The organism is Streptomyces sp. S186, from assembly GCF_051603415.1.
GTDB lineage: Bacteria > Actinomycetota > Actinomycetes > Streptomycetales > Streptomycetaceae > Streptomyces.
The window spans coordinates 2,107,888-2,128,421 of record NZ_CP193932.1 but is presented as its reverse complement, the minus strand read 5'-3'; the positions used below and the strand labels follow the sequence as shown (position 1 = coordinate 2,128,421).

Annotated in this window: 15 protein-coding genes; 12 read left to right on the top strand and 3 right to left on the bottom strand. The window is 72.1% G+C overall.

All coding sequences use genetic code 11. From position 1 onward, the window contains the following. Positions 1-101: 101 nt before the first annotated feature. The 4 genes from ACRAS8_RS08970 to ACRAS8_RS08955 all read left to right on the top strand — a co-directional run bounded on the left by ACRAS8_RS08970 (position 102) and on the right by ACRAS8_RS08955 (position 7,071). Positions 102-557, top strand: a complete 456-nt coding sequence (locus ACRAS8_RS08970) for a DUF6099 family protein (protein ID WP_438485419.1) — start codon at positions 102-104, stop codon at positions 555-557. A gap of 595 nt (positions 558-1,152) precedes the next feature. After that, positions 1,153-2,076, top strand: a complete 924-nt coding sequence (locus ACRAS8_RS08965; protein WP_438485418.1) for an LLM class F420-dependent oxidoreductase — start codon at positions 1,153-1,155, stop codon at positions 2,074-2,076. A 472-nt stretch (positions 2,077-2,548) separates the two neighbouring features. Further along, positions 2,549-4,231: a 3' terminal RNA ribose 2'-O-methyltransferase Hen1 gene (locus tag ACRAS8_RS08960; RefSeq protein ID WP_438485417.1), complete on the top strand. Its 1,683-nt coding sequence runs from the start codon at positions 2,549-2,551 to the stop codon at positions 4,229-4,231. Further along, positions 4,228-7,071 carry a polynucleotide kinase-phosphatase gene (locus ACRAS8_RS08955; protein ID WP_438485416.1) on the top strand — a complete coding sequence of 948 codons (2,844 nt, stop codon included), beginning with the start codon at positions 4,228-4,230 and terminating at the stop codon, positions 7,069-7,071. The genes ACRAS8_RS08960 and ACRAS8_RS08955 overlap by 4 nt, the downstream gene beginning before the upstream one ends. 145 nt (positions 7,072-7,216) lie before the next feature. On the opposite strand, the gene ACRAS8_RS08950 is transcribed toward ACRAS8_RS08955, so the two are convergent. Then, positions 7,217-8,182, bottom strand: coding sequence for a GlxA family transcriptional regulator (locus tag ACRAS8_RS08950; RefSeq protein ID WP_438485415.1), 966 nt, complete (start codon positions 8,180-8,182; stop codon positions 7,217-7,219). 95 nt (positions 8,183-8,277) lie between these two features. Here ACRAS8_RS08950 and ACRAS8_RS08945 point away from each other — a divergent pair, with 95 nt between their 5' ends. The 7 genes from ACRAS8_RS08945 (at position 8,278) to ACRAS8_RS08915 (ending at position 17,411) form a co-directional block, all read left to right on the top strand. Further along, the gene (locus ACRAS8_RS08945) at positions 8,278-9,774 is read left to right on the top strand and encodes an MFS transporter (protein WP_438485414.1); all 1,497 of its coding nucleotides are present in this window, start codon (positions 8,278-8,280) and stop codon (positions 9,772-9,774) included. An 87-nt stretch (positions 9,775-9,861) separates the two neighbouring features. Further along, a complete protein-coding gene (locus ACRAS8_RS08940) occupies positions 9,862-11,097 on the top strand; it encodes an arginine deiminase (RefSeq protein WP_438485413.1) in 1,236 nt (411 codons plus the stop codon). 88 nt (positions 11,098-11,185) lie between these two features. Continuing rightward, a complete protein-coding gene (locus tag ACRAS8_RS08935; protein ID WP_438485412.1) occupies positions 11,186-11,332 on the top strand; it encodes a hypothetical protein in 147 nt (48 codons plus the stop codon). Beyond that, entirely contained in the window at positions 11,323-12,330 is a 1,008-nt protein-coding gene (argF, locus tag ACRAS8_RS08930) for an ornithine carbamoyltransferase (protein WP_438485411.1), read from the top strand. Before ACRAS8_RS08935 ends, argF begins: the two co-directional genes overlap by 10 nt. Before the next feature lie 199 nt (positions 12,331-12,529). Then, positions 12,530-14,041 (top strand): amino acid permease, encoded by a 1,512-nt coding sequence (locus ACRAS8_RS08925; protein ID WP_438485410.1) that lies wholly within the window; start codon positions 12,530-12,532, stop codon positions 14,039-14,041. A 212-nt stretch (positions 14,042-14,253) separates the two neighbouring features. Continuing rightward, a complete protein-coding gene (locus tag ACRAS8_RS08920) occupies positions 14,254-15,081 on the top strand; it encodes an enoyl-CoA hydratase family protein (RefSeq protein WP_018537001.1) in 828 nt (275 codons plus the stop codon). Next, on the top strand, positions 15,078-17,411 hold the full coding sequence (locus tag ACRAS8_RS08915) for a bifunctional salicylyl-CoA 5-hydroxylase/oxidoreductase (RefSeq protein ID WP_438485409.1): 2,334 nt from the start codon (positions 15,078-15,080) through the stop codon (positions 17,409-17,411). Before ACRAS8_RS08920 ends, ACRAS8_RS08915 begins: the two co-directional genes overlap by 4 nt. A gap of 52 nt (positions 17,412-17,463) precedes the next feature. Here the strand turns inward: ACRAS8_RS08915 and ACRAS8_RS08910 are convergent, their stop codons facing one another. Beyond that, positions 17,464-18,108, bottom strand: coding sequence for a TetR family transcriptional regulator (locus ACRAS8_RS08910; RefSeq protein WP_438485408.1), 645 nt, complete (start codon positions 18,106-18,108; stop codon positions 17,464-17,466). Between the two features lie 448 nt (positions 18,109-18,556). On the opposite strand from ACRAS8_RS08910, the gene ACRAS8_RS08905 reads away from it, so the two are divergent. Then, positions 18,557-19,372 carry an HAD family hydrolase gene (locus ACRAS8_RS08905; protein WP_438485407.1) on the top strand — a complete coding sequence of 272 codons (816 nt, stop codon included), beginning with the start codon at positions 18,557-18,559 and terminating at the stop codon, positions 19,370-19,372. 288 nt (positions 19,373-19,660) lie between these two features. Here ACRAS8_RS08905 and ACRAS8_RS08900 read toward each other — a convergent pair whose 3' ends face one another. Further along, positions 19,661-20,530 carry a PaaX family transcriptional regulator gene (locus tag ACRAS8_RS08900; protein WP_438485406.1) on the bottom strand — a complete coding sequence of 290 codons (870 nt, stop codon included), beginning with the start codon at positions 20,528-20,530 and terminating at the stop codon, positions 19,661-19,663. Positions 20,531-20,534 lie beyond the last annotated feature (4 nt).

The window sequence follows — 20,534 nt, the reverse complement described above, 5'->3', positions numbered from 1 at the left end:
AGATTTGCGAATTCCTCTGGCGTTTTTGGCTGTTGACCCTCACTCTGGGTAGTGGAAGGAGAGCGGGGTGAATGCGCATGACGAAGGAAGGAGGGACACAGATGGACGCGGTGCGGATCATCGCGGACGGCCGGCGCGGTCTGGCGCAGGCGAACACGGTTCACGGCGTGCTCGTCGAGGCGTGGCAGGCGCAGGCCCTGGCGGAGGCGATAGGCAGCCATCTCGCGATATTCGGTCCGTACGAAGTGCGGTCCAGAGCCCGAGGGTTGGGCGACGCGAGCGGGCGGTTCAGCGGGGGACTGCTGTGCTCGACAGCGACCACCGGCGGGCTGCGGGCGGCTCAGCTGACCGAGATACGTGACGTGAAGGCGGCTTTAATCGGCCTGTGTCAACTGCTCCGAGAGGTGTGTGAGGCGCTCGTGGGAGTGGTGATCTCGGCCGAGGAGGAGGGGATGTACTGGACGTGCGTGGAGGCGATGGACACCGCGGACGAGTCCAGGGACCACGCCGTCGGCATATTGGAGAAACTGGAGGTACGCGACCGGCACCTTGCCTGACGGAGGGCGGGCCGCCACCCGACCTGCCCTCTGCCACCAACGTCGGCCCGGCTGTCACCCCATGCCGGCCGACCGTCTCGACCGGCTTGCTCGGGCAGAGGCACACCACCCCCTGTGCCCCTCGCCCGCGGTCCTCAGGGCTGGTACCCGTCTGTGCCGCTTCCGCCCGTGGTTCCTCTCCTTCCTTCCTCGCTTCGTTCGCCTTCGGCTCTGTTGTGTCGGCTCGCTGGTGAGCGTCTGACGTGTGCCCCGCAGCCGCCCAGACGTGAGACGCCCGGCCGCTGGGCTCCGGCCGGCGTCGTGGGCTCGGCCACCTGTCTGCTTTGGCCGAGCACACAGGCTCACTCACCCCCCCGATGCCGCCTTCGCCGCTCCGACTACGCGCATCCCGCACGAGAGGAACGCCGAGCACGACGCACTTCAGTGCGACGCGCCTCAAGTACTACGCAGCCCGAGCACTACGCACCCAAGCACTATGCGCCCCACGCGCGACCTGGATCGGGTGCAATGCGCGATGCATATGCCGGAACGGGATCGCCCCGTACGGCGGTAGGCACCGGCGGTTGATTCGCCGGAGGCCGTGCAGGATGGAGGTATGGATCTACGCATCTTCACCGAGCCCCAGCAGGGGGCTTCCTACGACACCCTTCTGAAGGTCGCCAAGGCCACCGAGGACCTCGGGTTCGACGCCTTCTTCCGTTCCGATCACTACCTGCGGATGGGGAACGTCGACGGGCTGCCCGGACCGACGGATGCCTGGATCACGCTGGCCGGCCTGGCCCGCGAGACCAAGCGCATCCGGCTCGGCACTCTCATGACGGCCGGTACTTTCCGCTTGCCGGGCGTGCTGGCCATCCAGGTCGCACAGGTCGACCAGATGTCCGGCGGGCGGGTCGAACTCGGCCTCGGCGCAGGGTGGTTCGAGGAGGAACACAAGGCGTACGGCATTCCGTTCCCCAAGGAGAAGTTCGCGCGGCTGGAGGAGCAGCTGGCGATTGTCACCGGCCTGTGGGCCACGGAGGTAGGAAAGGAGTTCTCTTACGACGGGAGGTACTACCAGCTGGAGAAGTCGCCCGCGTTGCCCAAGCCCGCCCAGGGCAAGGTACCGGTGCTGATCGGGGGACACGGTGCGACGCGCACTCCGCGGCTGGCGGCGCAGTACGCCGATGAGTTCAACATTCCCTTCGCCTCGCTCGAAGACAGTGAGCGCCAGTTCGGACGGGTGCGGGCGGCTGCCGAAGCCGCTGGGCGCAAGGGTGGCGACCTGGTGTACTCCAACGCGTTGGTCGCCTGTGTGGGTAAGACCGATGCCGAGGTGGCGCGACGGGCTGCGGCTATCGGTCGTCAGGTGGACGAACTCAAGGCCAACGGCTTGGCGGGCTCGCCGGCGGAGGTCGTGGACAAGCTCGGTCGGTACTCCGCCATCGGCTCGTCCCGGGCCTACCTGCAGATCCTGGATCTTGATGATCTGGATCATCTGGAGTTGATCTCGGCACAGGTGCAGTCGCAGTTGAGTTGATTGTTCGTAGCTGGGCTGCGCTTGGGTGAGCTGAGTTGAGCTGCGCTTGGCTGGGCTGCGCTGGGCTGGGCTGGGCAGGTTGAGCTGGGCTGGGTCAGGTTCTCGGGTGGCCGGGTGGTAGGGGCGTGCTCGGCGTTGGGGTTGCTGCGGCGTCGGGTGGCTGTGGTGGCCCGCCCGGCCGGGGTCCGTTGTCGGGCTGTCGGGCTGTTGAGCTGTCGGGGACCTGGGGCACCGGACCCGAGGTGCGCCGGGTTCCCGGGCCGGGTGCGTCAGGTTCCAGAGTCGGGGTGCGTCAGGTTCACGGGGACCGGGGGCGGCAGGTTTCTGGGATGGGTGTGCCGGGTTTCCGGGCTGGAGTCGGGTGGGGGAGGTGTGGGGGTGGTGGGAGGGCGGGGGCGGGGGAGGGGGGAAACGAGGCGGGGCCTGGGAAAATCGTTAGGAAAAGCGCACCCCGCCCACCGATACTCAAGTCGTGTTTCTCACCATTTCCACCACCGGTACTGCCGACCGTCCCGCGACCGACCTCGGGTTTCTGCTGCACAAGCATCCCGAGAAGGCGCAGCGGTTCTCGACGTCGCACGGCACCGCGCACGTCGTCTACCCGGAGGCCGACGCGGAACGGTGCACGGCGGCGCTGCTGTTGGAGGTCGATCCCGTTGCCCTGGTGCGCCGTGGGAAGGGGAAGGGCCGTGGCGGGGCGCCGGACGCGGCGCTCGGACGGTATGTGAACGACCGGCCGTATGCGGCGTCGTCGCTGCTGGCGGTGGCGTTGCGGAGCGTCTTCGCGAGCGCGATGAGGGGGCAGTGTGCGGCTCGTCCGGAGCTGGCGAAGCAGCCGCTTCCGCTGCGCATCGAGGTGCCTGTGTTGCCCGCGCGGGGTGGTGCGGGGCTGGTGGAGCGGCTGTTCGGGCCGTTGGGCTGGTCGGTGCGGGCGGAGCCGCTTCCGTTGGATGAGACCTTTCCGGAGTGGGGCGACTCGCGTTATGTGCGGCTCGTCCTGGAGGGGGAGTGCGAACTCTCCCGCGCGCTACGGCACTTGTATGTACTTCTGCCGGTACTGGACGACGCCAAGCACTACTGGGTGACACCTGACGAGGTCGACAAGCTGCTGCGAGCCGGCGAGGGCTGGCTGGAGCATCACCCGGAGCAGCGGCTCATCGTCGGTCGCTATCTGGCCCGCCGCTGGTCGCTGGCCCGTGAGGCGATGGCACGGCTGGAACTGGAGCGGCTCGCCGACGTGGACGACGTGGCCGTCGAAGAGATCGACAACGCGGTGGACGAGGAGACCGACACCGAGCAGAAGCCGGTCCCGCTCGCCGTGCGGCGGCGTGCGGCGATCCTCGATGTGCTGCGCTTGTCCGGAGCCACCAGGGTCCTCGATCTGGGCTGTGGACAGGGGCAGTTGGTCGGCGCGCTCCTCAAGGAAGGGCAGTTCACCGAGATCGTCGGCATGGACGTGTCGATGCGGGCGCTCCATGAGGCCGGGCGGCGGCTCCGTCTCGACCGGTTGCCCGAGCGTCAGTCGCGGCGCGTGCGGCTCGTCCAGGGGTCGCTGGCGTACACGGACGACCGGCTCAAGGGTTTCGACGCGGCGGTGCTCAGCGAGGTCGTCGAGCATGTCGATCCGGAGCGGTTGCCGGCGCTGGAGTACGCGGTGTTCGGGGCGGCCAGGCCCCGGACGGTTGTGGTGACCACCCCGAACGTCGAGTACAACGTGCGCTGGGAATCGTTGCCCGCCGGGCGGGTGCGGCATGCGGACCACCGCTTCGAGTGGACGCGGGAGGAGTTCCGGCGCTGGGCGGAGGAGGTCGCGGCGCGGCACGGCTATGCGGTGACGTTCGGCCCGGTGGGGCCGGAGGACCCGGAGGTCGGGCCGCCCACCCAGCTCGCGTGCTTCGCCCAGGAGGGGAATGGCAGTGGTAGTGGCAGCGGCGATGGGCGTCGTGACGCCGACGGTGACGCCGACGGTGGTGCTGGTGCTGGTGCTGGTGCCGGCGGTGGCGGGCGTGGGGAGGGGAAGAAGGGTGTAAACCGTAATAGAGGTGTGAGCGGTGGTAGTGGTGCGCAGATGAGTGTGGATGTGGGTGTGAGTGTGAGTGGCACTGAAGGGTCCGGGAAGGGCCGGGCGCGTGGAAGGAATGGGGCGGCGGCATGAGTGACGTAAGGCCGTCCTCTGTGGCCCCTCGGGCGGCGTGTTCGCTGGCTGTGCCCGATCTGTCGCTGGTGGTGCTGGTCGGAGCGACCGGCTCCGGTAAGTCGACGTTCGCCGCCCGGCATTTCAAGCCGACCGAGGTGGTCTCGTCGGACTTCTGCCGGGGGCTGGTCAGCGACGACGAGAACGATCAGTCCGCCAGTGGGGACGCGTTCGAGGTGCTGCACTTCATCGTGGGCAAGCGGCTCGCGGCCGGGCGGCTGACGGTGGTCGACGCCACCAACGTGCAGGCGGAATCGCGTGCGCAGCTGGTGCGGCTGGCGCGCGAGCACGATGTCCTGCCGGTGGCGATCGTGCTGGACGTGCCCGAGCAGGTTTGCGCCGAGCGCAACGAGGCGCGCTCCGACCGGGCCGGGCTGCCGCGCCGCGTCATCCAGCGGCACCAGCGCGAACTGCGTCGTTCGTTGGGCAGGTTGGAGCGCGAGGGCTTCCGCAAGGTGCACGTCCTGCGCGGCGAGCGGGAGATCGAGGCCGCGGAGATCGTCCGGGAACGGCGGTTCAACGACCTGCGGCACCTCACCGGGCCGTTCGACATCATCGGTGACATCCACGGGTGCCGCTCCGAGCTGGAGACGCTGCTCGGCCGGCTCGGCTACGAACTGACGCGCGACGAGCGGGGGCGGGCCGTGGACGCGGTGCACCCCGCGGGCCGTACGGCGGTCTTCGTCGGCGACCTCGTCGACCGGGGGCCGGACAGCCCCGGTGTACTGCGGTTGGTGACGGGAATGGTGGCCTCTGGTCACGGATTGTGTGTGTCCGGGAATCACGAGAACAAGCTCGGACGTTATCTGAATGGTCGGGCTGTTCAGCACACGCACGGACTCGCCGAGACCGTCGAGCAGTTGGAGAAGGAGGAGGAGGAGACGTTCCGCGCGGGGGTCGCGGAGTTCATTCGGGGACTGGTCAGTCACTACGTCCTGGACGGGGGTGGATTGGTGGTGTGCCATGCCGGGCTGCCGGAGAAGTACCACGGCCGTACGTCGGGCCGGGTGCGGTCGTTCGCGCTGTACGGCGATACGACGGGCGAGACCGATGAGTTCGGCCTGCCGGTGCGGTACCCGTGGGCGGAGGAGTACCGCGGCCGCGCCGCCGTCGTCTACGGCCACACGCCCACCCCGCGTGCCGGCTGGCTCAACAACACCATCTGCCTGGACACCGGCTGTGTCTTCGGCGGAAAGCTGACCGCGCTGCGCTGGCCGGAGCGCGAACTGGTGGACGTCGCGGCGGAGCGCGTCTGGTACGAGCCCACCAGGCCGCTGGCCACGGAGGCGCCGGGCGGGGCGGACGGCCGGCCACTGGATCTGGGCGACGTGGCCGGCCGGCGGGCCGTGGAGACGCGCCACATGGGCCGCCTCGCCGTGCGGGAGGAGAACGCCGCCGCTGCTCTGGAGGTGATGAGCCGCTTCGCGACGGACCCGCGGTTGCTGCCGTATCTCCCGCCGACCATGGCGCCCTGCGCCACCGCCCAGGAGGGCGAGACCGACGCGCGCGGCGAGGGCTTTCTGGAGCATCCGCGGGAGGCGTTCGCCGAGTACCGGGCGGCCGGCGTCCGGGAAGTGGTGTGCGAGGAGAAGCACATGGGTTCCCGGGCGGTGGTGCTGGTCTGCCGGGACGAGGCGGTGGCCCGTGAGCGGTTCGGGGTGACGGAGGGAGGGGTGTCGGGTGCCCTGTACACCCGCACCGGACGGCCGTTCTTCGACGACCGGGAGACGACCGAGCGGATATTGCAGCGGGTCCGCGACTGCGTGGGCGTGGCCGGACTGTGGGCGGAGCTGGACACTGACTGGCTGTTGCTGGACGCCGAGTTGATGCCGTGGTCGCTCAAGGCGACGGGGTTGCTGCGTACGCAGTACGCGGCGGTCGGGGCGGCGTCCCGGGCGGTGTTTCCAGGAGTGCTGGGCGCGCTGGAGGCGGCGGCCGCCCGTGGGGTGGAGGTGGCCGAGCTGCTCGACCGGCAGCGGAGCCGGGCCGCCGACGCCGCGGTGTTCACCGACGCGTACCGGCGCTACTGCTGGCGGGTGGGGGAGCCGGCGCCGTCCGAGGAGCCGGTGTCGGCTGGGGATGCCGCGCAGGGTGGCCGGCCGGGGGACTGGCCGGGTGGGGCGTCCTTGCCGGGGTTCGCCGGGTTGGCCGGGATGCGGCTCGCGCCGTTCCAGATACTCGCCGTCGAGGGCCGCAGCCTGGCCGATCTGCCGCACACCGGGCAACTGGCCCTGATCGACCGGCTGATAGCGGCTGAGCAGGCGCTTCCGGTGGCGGAGGACGGGGCGGCAGCTTGCCGTTCTGCTGCTGAAGGGCCGGAGGTGTCTGAGGCGTCCGAAGTGTCTGGGGTGACTGGGGCATCTGGGGCGCTCGAAGCGTCCGAAATACGGTTGCTGGCGCCGACCCGGCGGCTGGTCGTCGACACCGAGGACGAGGCTTCGGTCGAGGCCGGTGTGGCGTGGTGGCTGGATCTCACCGCCGACGGCGGTGAGGGCATGGTCGTCAAGCCGGTCCAGGCGCTGGTCCGGCAGCCGGACGGCCGGCTCGTCCAGCCGGGCATCAAGTGCCGTGGCCGGGAGTACCTGCGGATCATCTACGGTCCGGAGTACACCCGCCCGGAGAACCTTCGGCGGCTGCGCGTGCGCCACCTCGGTCACAAGCGTTCGCTGGCCCTGCGCGAGTACGCGCTGGGGCTGGAGGCGCTCGACCGGCTGGCGGCCGGGGAACCGCTCTGGCGGGTGCACGAGGCCGTCTTCGCGGTGCTCGCGCTGGAGTCGGAGCCGGTGGATCCGCGGCTGTAGGGGCGGGGCGTGGCGGACGAGAGCGTGGCCCGCGCCGTCGGTTCCGGCGGCGCGGGTGGTGCCGGTCGCGTCAATGGTCCCGAAGGGTCCGACGACTCCGAGGGGGCCGACGGCTCCGATGGTGCTGTTGGTGTCGTCGGCGGCTTCATGCCACCCGTGCCGCCCGGTATGTGCGTCGGTAGTCGACCGGAGGTACGCCCATCGCGCGGGTGAAGTGGCGGCGGAGGTTGGCGGCCGTCCCCAGGCCCGCGATCTCCGCCACCCGGTCCACGGGCAGGTCGGTGCTCTCCAGCAACTCCCGGGCCCGTGCGATCCGTTGGGACTGCAGCCACTGCATCGGCGTGGTTCCGGTCGCGGCGTGGAAGCGCCGTACGAGGGTGCGTGGGCTGGTGTGCGCGTGGCGGGCGAGATCGGCGACGGTCAGCGGCTCGCGGAGCCGTTCGGTGGCCCAGTGCAGGACCGGCGCGAGGGAGTCGTCGCGGCGCTCCGGCAGCGGCGTCTCGATGTACTGTGCCTGGCCGCCGGGGCGGTGCGCGGGTGCGACCAGCTGCCGGGCGAGGGAGTTGGCGACCTCCGTACCGAAGTCCTCCCGGATGAGGTGCAGGCAGACGTCGGTGGAGGCGGTGGCGCCGGCGCCGGTGAGCACGTCGCCGTGGTCGACGTAGAGCACCGCCGGGTCCACGCTCACCGCCGGATAGCGTTCGGCGAGCAGCGCCGCGTACATCCAGTGCGTGGCGGCGGTCCGGCCGTCGAGCAGCCCGGCCGCGGCGAGGGTGAAGGCGCCCGAGCAGAACGAGACCACGCGTGCGCCACGTCGGTGGGCCTCGCGCAGGGCGTCGACGAGTTCGTCCGGCGGGTCGCCGTGGACGTCCGCGGAGGCCGGGACGATGACCGTGTCGGCGGAGACCAACTCCGGGACGCCGTACGGGGTCCGGGCGCTGAACCACGCGCCGGCGAGGTTCGCTTCGCCTTCCCGGCCGCCGACCACGCACACCCGGAGGTCGTACCAGTCCGGGGGCGGCCGGAGGCGGTCGAAGCCGAAGATGTGGCAGGGCACGGCGAGTTCGAAGAACGGCATTCCGGCAGTGACGGCGATCGCGAGCGAAGGCATGGCGTGAGTGTTGCAGAGTGCGTGGCAGAAATGTAGCGGGTGGTGGCAGTGCTGCCACTCGTGGTGGGGGAGCGTCCGGTCGATGCTTGATCGACATGACCACTCCTCATTCGGGCGGCCGGGGGACGAGTACGCCCGCGGGCGCGGGCCCCGCTCCCCACCCCACCGCCACCACGAGCACCACCGCCACCGACGATGCCCCCCACCCCCGTCGCTGGCTGATCCTGGCGATCGCCTCCGCGGCGCAGTTCCTGGCCGTACTCGACCTGATCGCGGTCACCATCGCCTTCCCGGCGATCGGCCAGGACTTCGCGCCGGCGCCGGCCTCCGCGCTCTCCTGGGTGCTCAACGGCTACACCGTCGTGCTCGCCGCGCTCCTGGTGCCCGCCGGCCGGCTGGCCGACGAGGCCGGGCGGCGGCGCTGCTTCCTGATCGGCATGGTGCTCTTCGGCCTCGCCTCGGCTGCCTGCGGCGCGGCCCCCACGCTCGCGCTGCTGGTCGTGGCCCGGGTGGTGCAGGGCGCGGCCGCCGCGGTCCTGATCCCCACTTCGCTCTCCCTCGCGCTGCCCGCCTTCCCGGCCCGCGAGCGGGCCACCGCGGTCGGCGTGTGGACGGCGGTCAGCGCGGTGGCGGCGAGTTCCGGGCCGGTGCTCGGCGGGCTGCTCGCCGCCGTCGACTGGCGGCTGATCTTCCTGATCAACGTTCCCGTGGTGCTGCTCGCGGTCGGCGCGGGAGGCCGGCTGCTGCCCCGGGCGGCGCGCGGACCGCGGCAGGCGCTCGACCTGCCGGGGACGGCGCTGGTGCTGGTGTGCGTCGGCGCGCTGGTCACCGCGTTCGTCGAGGCCCCGGAGTGGGGGTACACGGCTCCCGCCACGCTCGCCGTCCTGGCCGCGGGTGTACTGGCGGGCGTACTGGGCGTCCGCCACGTCCGGCGGGTCGAACAGCCCGTCGTGCACCCGGTGCTCTTCCGTACACCCGGCTTCACCCCGGCCACCCTGGGGCTGCTGAGCTACTTCGTCGCCTACGGGGCGATGATGCTCGCCGCGAGCCTGCTGTTCACCGACGTCTGGCACTACTCGGTGCGGACGGCGGGGCTGGCGATGGCCCCCTGGCCGCTGACCGTACTGGTGGTCTCGGCGGTCTCGGGCCGGATCGTCGGGGCGATCGGCGGCCGGGGGACGGCGGTGATCGGAGCGCTGTGCTTCGTGGCGGCGGCGCTGTGGTGGATCGTGCTGGCCGGCGACGGGAGCGGGGGGACGCACTACGCGGTGCGGTTCCTGCCCGGTTTGATCTTCGCCGGGTTCGGCACCGGGCTCTACCAGCCGGTGATGTTCGCCGCCGCGGGGTCGCTGCCGAGCAGCCAACTCTCCCTCGGCTCGGGTGTGTTGATGGTGTCCCGGCAGGCCGGTACCGCGCTCGGTGTCGCCGTCCTGGTCGCCACCATGGGCGGCCGGCCGCACCCGGATCTGGGGGCGCTGCGCGGCGGCTGGATCATCGCCGTGGTGACCTCGGCGGGCGCGGTGGCGGCGGCGCTGGCCCTGCGGCGGGGCGGGGCGGGGCGCGGGCAGACCGGGGCGGCGGGTGAGAGCTGACGGGTGGAGGTCCCGACATCCCCCCCGAGTCCCGACGTCCGGCCGTCGGAGCCGACAAGATGCCGTCGGAGCCGACAAGATGGGGAGATGGGATTCCATGTCGACTCAGAGGCCGGGCGGCTGCGCCGGGTGATCCTGCACCGCCCCGATCTGGAGCTGAAGCGGCTCACCCCGTCCAACAAGGACACCTTGCTCTTCGACGACGTGCTGTGGGTGCGGCGGGCGCGGGCCGAGCACGACGGGTTCGCGGACGTGCTCCGGGACCGGGGCGTCGAAGTGCACCTCTTCGGGGATCTGCTGGCCGAGAGCCTGCAGGTCCCCGAGGCCCGCACGCTGGTCCTGGACCGGGTCTTCGACGAGAAGGAGTACGGTCCGCTGGCGACCGACCACCTGCGGGCGGCGTTCGACGAGCTGCCGGTGCCCGAACTCGTCGAGGCGCTGGTCGGCGGGATGACCAAGCGCGAGTTCCTGGAACGCCACCCCGAACCCACCTCGGTCCGCTTCCATGTGATGGACCTGGACGACTTCCTGCTGGGCCCGCTGCCCAATCACCTCTTCACCCGCGACACCTCCGCCTGGATCTACGACGGGGTGTCGATCAACTCGATGCGCTGGCCCGCCCGGCAGCGCGAGACCGTGCACTACGAGGCCATCTACCACCACCATCCGCTCTTCCGTGACGAGTCCTTCCATGTCTGGTCGGACGGCCAGGCGGACTTCCCCTCGACGATCGAGGGCGGCGACGTCCTCGTCCTGGGCAACGGCGCGGTGCTGATCGGCATGAGCGAACGCACCACGCCCCAGGCGGTGGAGCTGCTGGCCCGGGGGCTGTTCGCGGCGGGCTCCGCGCAGACGATCGTGGCGCTGGACATGCCCAAGCGACGGGCGTTCATGCACCTGGACACCGTGATGACCATGATCGACGGGGACACCTTCACCCAGTACGAGGGCCTGGGCATGCTCCGCTCGTACACCATCGAACCGGGCGCCGGCGCGCAGGACCTCAAGGTCACCGACCATCCGCCGGAGCACATGCACCGCGCCATAGCGTCCTCCCTCGGCCTCGCCGACATCCGGGTGCTCACGGCGACGCAGGACGTGCACTCGGCCGAGCGCGAGCAGTGGGACGACGGCTGCAACGTGCTGGCCGTGGAGCCGGGCGTCGTGGTCGCCTACGAGCGCAACGTCACCACCAACACCTTTCTGCGCAAGCGCGGCATCGAGGTGATCACGATCCCCGGGAGCGAGCTGGGCCGGGGCCGCGGCGGACCGCGTTGCATGAGCTGCCCGGTGACGAGGGACGCGGTGCCGGGCGTGGGGTGAAACCGGGACGGTCCGGGGCGCGCGGAGCAGAGCCGGCGGGCTCACCCAGGATGTCCGTATAGAGTGGCGGGTTCGTATAGAGATGCGGATGTTCGTATATAATTCCAAGCAGGCGCTGGATGTGCGCCGACTCACCGACCACCGCCACGCAGCCGACCTCCACCACCTCACCGATCCACCCGCCCCCGCACGACCCCCACCCGCCGCGAACGAGGAGCTCACCCCATGGCGATAGACCTCACGGGCCGCCACTTCCTCAAGGAGCTGGACTTCAGCGCCGAGGAGTTCCGTCGACTTGTCGATCTGGCCGCCGAGCTGAAAGCGGCCAAGCGCGCCGGTACCGAGGTCCGCCGCCTGAACGGCCGCAACATCGCCCTGATCTTCGAGAAGACCTCGACCCGGACCCGCTGCTCCTTCGAGGTCGCCGCCGCGGACCAGGGTGCCTCGACCACCTACCTCGACCCGTCCGGCTCGCAGATCGGGCACAAGGAGTCGGTCAAGGACACCGCCCGCGTCCTGGGCCGGATGTTCGACGCCATCGAGTTCCGCGGCAGCCGCCAGGCCGACGTCGAGGAACTCGCAGCGCACGCCGGGGTGCCCGTCTACAACGGGCTCACCGACGACTGGCACCCGACCCAGATGCTCGCCGACGTCCTGACCATGATCGAGCACGGCGGCGGCCGCCCCCTGACGGACACCGCCTTCGCCTACCTCGGCGACGCCCGCAACAACATGGGCAACTCCTACCTCGTCACCGGCGCCCTGCTCGGCATGGACGTACGGATCGTGGCGCCCCGGCAGCTGTGGCCCGAGGACTCCGTCGTCGCCCGGGCGCGGGCGCTCGCGGAGACCAGCGGGGCCCGCATCACCCTCACCGAGGAGGTCGCCGAGGGCGTCCGGGGCGCCGACTTCGTCGCCACCGACGTCTGGGTCTCCATGGGGGAGCCCAAGGAGGTCTGGGACGAGCGGATCGCGCTGCTCGCCCCGTACGCGGTCACGATGGACGTGCTGCGCGCGACCGGTAAGCCCGGCGTGAAGTTCCTGCACTGCCTGCCCGCCTACCACGACCTCGGCACCGCGGTCGGCCGGGAGATCCACGCCCGGCACGGCCTGACGTCGCTGGAGGTCACCGACGAGGTCTTCGAGTCCGCGCACTCCGTGGTCTTCGACGAGGCGGAGAACCGGATGCACACCATCAAGGCGGTGATGGTGGCGACGCTGGGCCGGCGATAGCGTCGGCCGGCCGACGTGGCCCCCGCGCCGCCCGGCCGTCCGCCCCGCACAGCCATACGGGCCGCCGAGCGGCCGGGATCGTGCGAACCGCCGGTTACCATCGAGCCGCACACGGGGCCCGGACCCACCGTCCGGGCCCCGCTCCGCGCCCGGCCCACCCGCGCCGCGCGCCTCGCACCACCAGAGAGAGAACCGCCCCATGCCCCGCCCTGGCGCGTCCGGACTGCGCATCAAGTCCCCCGACCTGCTCATCGCCGAATCCGGAGCGGATCTCCACGGCCACGGCCTGCGGCGCAGTATGGGCCTCTTCCAGCTCATCTGCTTCGGCGTCGGCGCCATCGTCGGCACCGGCATCTTCGTCGGCCTCTCCGACACCGTCGCCCAGTCCGGCCCCGCGGTCGTCGTCTCCTTCGTGCTGGCGGCCGTCACCTGCGTCTTCACCGCCTTCTCCTTCGCGGAGTTGGGCGGCGCGATCCCGGTCTCCGGCAGCTCGTACTCCTACGCCTACGCGACCCTGGGCGAGCGCACCGCCTTCCTCGTCGGCTGGTGCCTGCTGCTCGAATACGGCGTCTCGGTCTCGGCGGTCGCGGTCGGCTGGGGCCAGTACCTCAACCAGCTGCTCGGCAGCCTGACCGGCTGGCAGCTGCCCGCGGCGCTCGCCAACCCGCCCGGCGAGGGCGGCGTCGTCAACCTCCCGGCCGTGGTCGTGGTGGTGCTGGCCGCGGTGCTGCTGGTCCGCGGGGTCCGGGAGAGCGCCCGCGCCACCGCCGCCATGGCGGTGCTCAAGCTGGCGGTGCTGGTGCTGTTCTGTGTGATCGGCTTCGGCGCGTTCCGCAGCGGAAACCTTTCCCCGTTCGCCCCGGAGGGCCTGGCCGGGATCACCTCCGGCGCCTCCGTCGCGTTCTTCTCGTACATCGGCTTCGACTCGATCACCACCGCCGGTGAGGAGGCGCGGAACCCACGCCGGGACGTCCCCGTCGCGATCCTGGTCTGCATCGGGGTGGTCACCGTCCTGTACTGCCTGGTCGCGCTGGCCGCCATCGGCGCGCTCTCCGCCGACCAGGTCGCGGGCCGCCCCGCCGCGCTGTCGCTGATCGTCGACCGGGTCACCCACTCCGCTATCGGCGGCACCGTGATCGCCTTCGGCGCGGTCGTCGCCATCGCCTCCGTCGTCCTGGCCGTGCTGTACGGCCAGACCCGCATCCTGATGTCGATGGCGCGGGACGGGCTGGTCCCCGGGGTCTTCGCACGGGTCTCGCCCCGGACGGCCACGCCCGTCGCCAACACCTGGATCGTCGCCGCCGTCTTCGCCGTTCCGGCCGCGGTCGTCCCGCTGGACATGGTGATGAACCTCAGCAGTGTCGGCACCCTGGCCGTCATGGCGGTGGTCAATGTCAGCGTGCTGGTGCTGCGCCGCACCCGGCCCGCCCTGCCGCGCCGCTTCCGCGTCCCGCTCTTCCCGCTCAGCCCCCTGCTCGGCGTCGCTTTCTGCGGCTACCTCGTCTACGGCACCGGCCCGGCCACCTGGCTCCAGTTCGCCGGCTTCCTCGCCGTCGGGCTGGTGCTCTACGCGGTCTACGGACGCCGGCACTCGCGCCTCGGGGCGGGAGCCGGGGCGGGAGTTGAGGCCGGGGCCACCGGCACGGAAGCACGTTCCACCGAGGCACCCGCCACCGAGGCACCCGCCGTCACGGCAACCGGCGCTCCCTGACCGTCCGCGCCCCGGGCCCCTGACCGTCCGTGCCCCGGGCCCCGGACGGTCACGCCCACCGCGCCCCGCCACCGGTGCCAAATATCGCGCCCTCATGACGACAGTCACAAACGAGTGATAGCTTCGAAGGGCATTTCGCGCGTCCCGCACCGCCACCGCATCCGCGGCCACCGCACGCACCAGCCGTCCGGCTGAAGGGGGCAGGCAGACCGATGAGCCCGTTCGCAGGATCCGCCCGCAGTACCGGCGCATGGCAGCACATCCGGGTCACCAGAGAGGACGGCGTCGCCACCGTCACCCTCGCCCGCCCCGAGAAGCTCAATGCGCTGACCTTCGAGTCCTACGCCGACCTCCGCGACCTGCTCGCCGAACTCTCCCGGGAACGCTCCGTGCGCGCCCTGGTCCTGGCCGGCGAGGGCCGCGGCTTCTGCTCCGGCGGCGACGTCGAGGAGATCATCGGCGTCACCCTCGGCATGGACACCGCCCAGCTCCTGGACTTCAACCGGATGACGGGGCAGGTCGTCCGGGCCATCCGGGAGTGCCCCTTCCCGGTCGTCGCGGCCGTCCACGGCGTGGCCGCCGGCGCCGGCGCGGTGCTCGCCCTGGCCGCCGACTTCCGGGTCGCCGACCCCTCCGCCCGCTTCGCCTTCCTCTTCACCCGGGTCGGCCTCTCCGGCGGCGACATGGGCGCGGCCTACCTCCTGCCCCGCGTCATCGGCCTCGGCCACGCCACCCGGGTGCTGATGCTCGGTGACCCGGTCCGCGCCCCCGAAGCCGAACGCCTCGGCCTGATCAGCGAGTTGGCCGAGGAGGGCCGCGCCGACGAGCGGGCCGCCGCGCTCGCCCGCCGGCTCGCCGACGGCCCGGCCCTCGCCCACGCCCAGACCAAGGCACTGCTCACCGCCGAACTCGACATGCCGCTGGCCGCCGCCGTCGAACTCGACGCCAACACCCAGGCACTGCTGATGAACAGCGCCGACTACGCCGAGTTCCACGCCGCGTTCACGGCGAAGCGGCCGCCCGAGTGGCAGGGGAAGTGACCGCGCCCACGGGCCCCGGCCGGCGTCCGCTGAAGGTCGCCGTCCTCGGCGGCGGCCCCGGCGGGCTCTACGCCGCGGCCCTCCTCAAGCGCCTCGACCCGGACCGCGAGATCACCGTCTGGGAACGCAACGCCCCCGACGACACCTTCGGCTTCGGCGTCGTCCTCTCCGACGAGACCCTCGGCGGCATCGAACACGCCGATCCGGTCGTCTACGGCGCGCTGCAGGCGGAGTTCGTGCGCTGGGACGCGATCGACATCGTGCACCGCGGCCGCACCCTCACCTCCGGCGGCCACGGCTTCGCAGCCCTCGGCCGCCGCCGGCTGCTGGCCGTCCTCCACGACCGCTGCCGCGCGCTGGGCGTCCGGCTGGTCTTCCGCACCGAGGCCCCGCCGGCCGCCGAACTCGCCCGCGACCACGACCTGGTGATCGCCGCCGACGGCGTGCACAGCACCACCCGCACCGCCCACGCCGACATCTTCCGCCCCCGGCTCACCACCCACCGCTGCCGCTACATCTGGCTCTCCGCCGACTTCGCCCTGGACTCCTTCCGCTTCGAAATCGTTGACACGGGTCATGGCATCGCGCAGCTCCACGCCTATCCGTACGCCCGCCCGTCACCCGGCCACCCCGGCGCACCCCGCGGCGGCGCCAGCACCGTCATCGTCGAGATGCGCGAGGAGGTCTGGCGCGCCAACGGCCTGGACGCCCTGGACGAGACCGCCTCGGCCGCCTGGTGCGCCGAACTCTTCGCCGGCACCCTGCGCGGCCGCCCGCTGCGTACCAACAACTCCAGCTGGATCGCCTTCCGCACGGTCGTCAACGAGCGCTGGTCGCACGGCCGGATCGTGCTGCTCGGCGACGCCGCGCACACCGCCCACTTCTCCATCGGCTCCGGCACCAAGCTCGCCGTCGAGGACGCCCTCGCCCTCGCCGCCTGCCTCCGCGAACAGCCCACCGTCCCGGATGCCCTGGCCGCCTACGAGGCCGAGCGCCGCCCCGTCGTCGCCTCCACCCAGCGCGCCGCCCGCGCCAGCCTCGCGTGGTTCGAGGACCTCGCCACCTACACCGGCCAGCCGCCCCACCAGTTCGCCTTCAACCTGCTCACCCGCAGCCGCCGCGTCACCCACGGCAACCTGCGGCTGCGCGACGCGGAGTTCACCGACGCGGTGGCCGCCGAGGCCGGTGTCCCCGACGGGACGCCGCCGATGTTCACACCCTTCCGGCTGCGCGGACTGACCCTGCGCAACCGGGTCGTGGTCTCCCCGATGGACATGTACTCCGCCGCCGACGGCACCCCCGGCGACTTCCACCTCGTCCACCTCGGCTCCCGCGCGCTCGGCGGCGCCGGCTTGGTGATGACGGAGATGGTCTGCGTCAGCCCCGAGGGGCGGATCACCCCGGCCTGCAGCGGCCTGTACACACCCGAGCACGAACGGGCCTGGCGCCGCGTCGCCGACTTCGTCCACACCCAGGCGCCCGGCACCGCCCTCGGCGTCCAGCTCGGCCACTCCGGCCGCAAGGGCTCCACCCGGCGCATGTGGGAGGGCATCGACCAGCCGCTCCCGGACGGCAACTGGCCGCTGGTCGCCCCCTCCGCCCTGCCCTACCGTCCGGGCGTCAACCAGACCCCGCACGCCCTGACCGCCGCCGAACTCCGCGCCGTACGCGAGCAGTTCGCCGCCTCCGCCGCCTCCGCCGCCCGCGCCGGCTTCGACCTCCTCGAACTCCACTGCGCGCACGGCTACCTGCTCTCCGGCTTCCTCTCCCCGCTCACCAACCACCGCACCGACGCCTACGGCGGCGCCCTCGCCGGCCGGCTCCGCTTCCCCCTCGAAGTCTTCGACGCGGTCCGCGAACAATGGCCGGCGGACCGCCCGATGACCGTCCGGATCTCCGCCACCGACTGGGCGGAGGGCGGCACCACCCCGGACGACGCGGTGGCCATCGCGGCCGCCTTCGCCGAGCACGGCGCCGACGCCATCGACGTCTCCACCGGCCAGGTCGTGCCGCACGAACGCCCCGACTTCGGCCGCTCCTACCAGACGCCGTTCGCCGACCGGATCCGCAACACCCTCGGCATACCGGTCATCGCCGTCGGCGCCATCTCCTCCTGGGACGACGTCAACTCCCTGATCCTGGCCGGCCGCGCGGACCTGTGCGCACTGGCCCGCCCCCACCTCTACGACCCGCACTGGACGCTGCACGCCGCCGCCGAACAGGGCTACACGGGCCCGGGCGCCCCCTGGCCCCTCCCTTACCGCGCCGGCAGCCGCACCCCGCCCACCGGCCGCACCGACGCCCCGAAACCCCGCCTCACGCTGAACTGACGGACGCCGCAGTGTTCGGGCGGGGTGCGGGCCGCCCCGTGTCGTGGGGTGGTCAGCCGGCCGGGACCTGGGCCGGTGCCGGGATCCCGGCGGCCGCGACGCTCTCCGAGGCGGCCGGCAGCAGTCCCCACAGTCCGGTGACCGCCTCCGTGTCCCACCAGGTCCGGTCGCTGCCGCCCAGGTGCAGCAGGCCCACCACGATCGACGTCATCAGCTGGGCGGTGCGGCGGGGTTCGGCGTCCGAGGAGTGCGAACCGGGGAGGCCGCCGGCCGGCCCGCCCGTGCCGCAGGTCACCGCCTTGTCGAGGAAGAGCGCGTACCAGCGGTGCTCCAGGGCGCGGATGTCCAGTCCGGGCGCGGTCTCCGGGCGCAGCCGCAGCCCGGCGCGCAGCACCGCGTCCGACTGCACCCGGCCGAAGAGTTCGAGGGCGAAGTCGCGGACGGCGGCGGTCAGCGGCTCGGGGGAGCGCAGGAAGCTCTCCTCGATCTCGTTGAGGGAGGCCGTGGCGGCGTCCCGCACCGCGAGGGTCAGGTCGTCCTTGGACGTGAAGTGGAAGTAGAGGGCGCCCTTGCTGAGTCGGGCCCGCCGGCTGATCTCGACCATGCCCGCGGCGGGCACTCCCTTTTCCAGGAAGGTCTCTGCGGCCGAGCGGATGAGCGCCTGACGGCTCTGGATGGCGCGATGCTGCGTGGGCACGGTGTCCGTCCCGTCTCTCGTACGACTGCAACGTCTTTGCAGTCTACAGAGAAAACCAACCATGCGGTTCGCTTTTGTGCGCGGGAATGGCTGGATCTGCCCTGCCCTGTCGGGAAGTGATCGCTCGTTCCGAGGGCCGTATCCGACCGCCGTCGGGCGCCTCGGCCAGAGCCTGCCTGGTTCCTCGGGGGTCGACGCCGAGTGTCAGGGAGGGGCTAAGGCGCATTGACAAACAGCGCAGGCGGTTTTTAAATCTCCGAAGGCGGTAAACGGGACGATCCCTTCCGAGCCGCCGCCCCGACGGTCGCGCACCGCCCTTGGACAGCGGTGCGCCACGGCGAGACCGCCTCTGCCGCCACAGTCGTCGACCACAGGCCCGCCCGACCAGCTGAGCCCGTCCAGTCACCCGAGCCCCCGCACCCATCGGAACCCGGAAAGGTCCCCAGCCATGCGCGTATCAACGGAAGTCGGCGAACGTCCTGTGAGAGGTGCGCGGAGCGCCGGCGGCGAGGCGCTCAGGGCCGCTGTCTTCGATCTGGACGGCACCCTCGCCAACACCCTGCCCGCGATCAGCAAACTGCTGATCAAGGTGGCCAAGGAGCAGGGCTGCTCGGTGACCTCGCGGCAGGCGGCCGCGGCCATCGGCAAGCCCCCGGCCGCCGCGTTCGGACGCCTGCTGGGCCGGCCCGAGGACGACGGCCGGGTCCAGGCCGCCATCTCCCGCTACCGTGAGCTGTTCTCCTACGAGGTCCTGTGCCAGGGGCCGCAGTTGCTCTATCCCGGTGTGACGGCCGGGCTGTCCGCGCTGCGCGCGCACGGCGTCGAACTCGCCGTCGCCACCTCCAAGACCACCCGCAGCGCCGAGTCCCTGCTCGAGGTGATGGGCATCCGCGACCTGGTCGGCCCGGTCGTCGGCCAGGACATGGTCCGGCGCGGCAAGCCGCACCCGGAGCTGGTGCTGCGCGCGGCCGGCCGGCTGGGGGTCCCGGCCTGGCAGAGCGCCTATGTCGGGGACACCGTGGGGGACATGCGGATGGCGGTGACCGCGCGCATGGAGCCGGTCGCGGTCACCTACGGCAGCGGAACCTTCGGTGAACTCGCCGCGGTGGCCGGGACGCGGATGTGCAGCTCCTTCAAGGACGTGGTGTCGGTGATCGCCGCCGCCCGGCCGCGGCCGTCGACCGCCGCCGGTCCGGTCGTCCGGCAGCGCCGGGCCGCCGCCGTCCCGGTGGGCGCACAGCAGCGGCGGCGACGCCTGCCCTAGGGCGTGTCCGATGGGTCAGGGTCGGATAGGCCGGGGCGTCTGGTGCGGTGCATCGCAAGGCGCCGGAGCGTCTTGATAGCGGAGCTATCGGGACGATTCGGCAACGCGGCGAGGTGCTGTGCCAGGCGTCGCGGCCCCGGCCCTGCCCCATCGGACACGCCCTAGGGCACGGGAGAGTGCCCGCGGCCCAGGGGGAACACCGGGGCCGCGGGCCGGAGGCGATGGCGCGGGACGTACGAGGACATGGCGGGCCGCCCGCCCGGTGGACCAGGCCGGGAGCGGGGAGGGTCAGCCGGCGTCCTGGGTGCGGTGCGGCCCGGCCATCGCCTCGTGTACGTAGCGGGCACCGGCGTCCCGCAGCCGGGCGTGCAGCCGGGCGAACACCTCCGCCGCGCGGCCGCCGGGCCAGTTCGCCGGCAGCAGGTGCGGGGGCAGGCCGGGATCCGCGTAGGGCAGGCGCCGCCAGGCGTCCAGGGCCAGCAGATAGTCGCGGTAGGCGGCCTCGGGGGGCAGTGTGCGGCGCCGGGTCCAGCGGGACAGGACCGGTTCGTGCACGGTCAGGAAGGCGCGGTGCCGCGCGGCCAGGGCGTCCAGGTCCCACCAGCGCGCCACGGCCTGCGCGGTGGGTGTGAAACCGGCGTGCTCGCCCGTGAACAGGTCCGCGTAGTCGGCCAGTTGCAGACGTTCCAGGGTGTGCCGGGTCTCCTCGTAGAGGTGCGCGGGGGCGATCCACACTCCGGGGGCCGCGGTGCCGAAGCCCAGCCGGGCCAGCCGGGAGCGCAGCAGATGACGCTTGTGCCGCTCCGCCTCGGGGACGGAGAAGACGGCCAGAACCCAGCCCTCCGGCCGGCCCGCGGGCCGGCCGAATATCCGGCGGTCGCCGTCGGCCAGCAGCTGGTGTCCCGCGTCGGAGAGCCCGTACGCGGCGGCGCCGGCGAGGGTGCGCTCCGGGACCAGCAGTCCGCGGCGCTTGAGCCGGGAGACCGCCGAGCGCACCGACGGCGGGTCCACGCCGAGCACGCCGAGCAGCCGGATCAGCGCGGCCACCGGCACCGGGCCGGGCGCACCGCCGGAGGTCTCCGCCCCGCCGCGTCCGTAGGCCCCGTACAGGGTGACGATCAGGGACCGCGGAGTGGCCTGGGCTTGCTCGTCGTTCACCGGT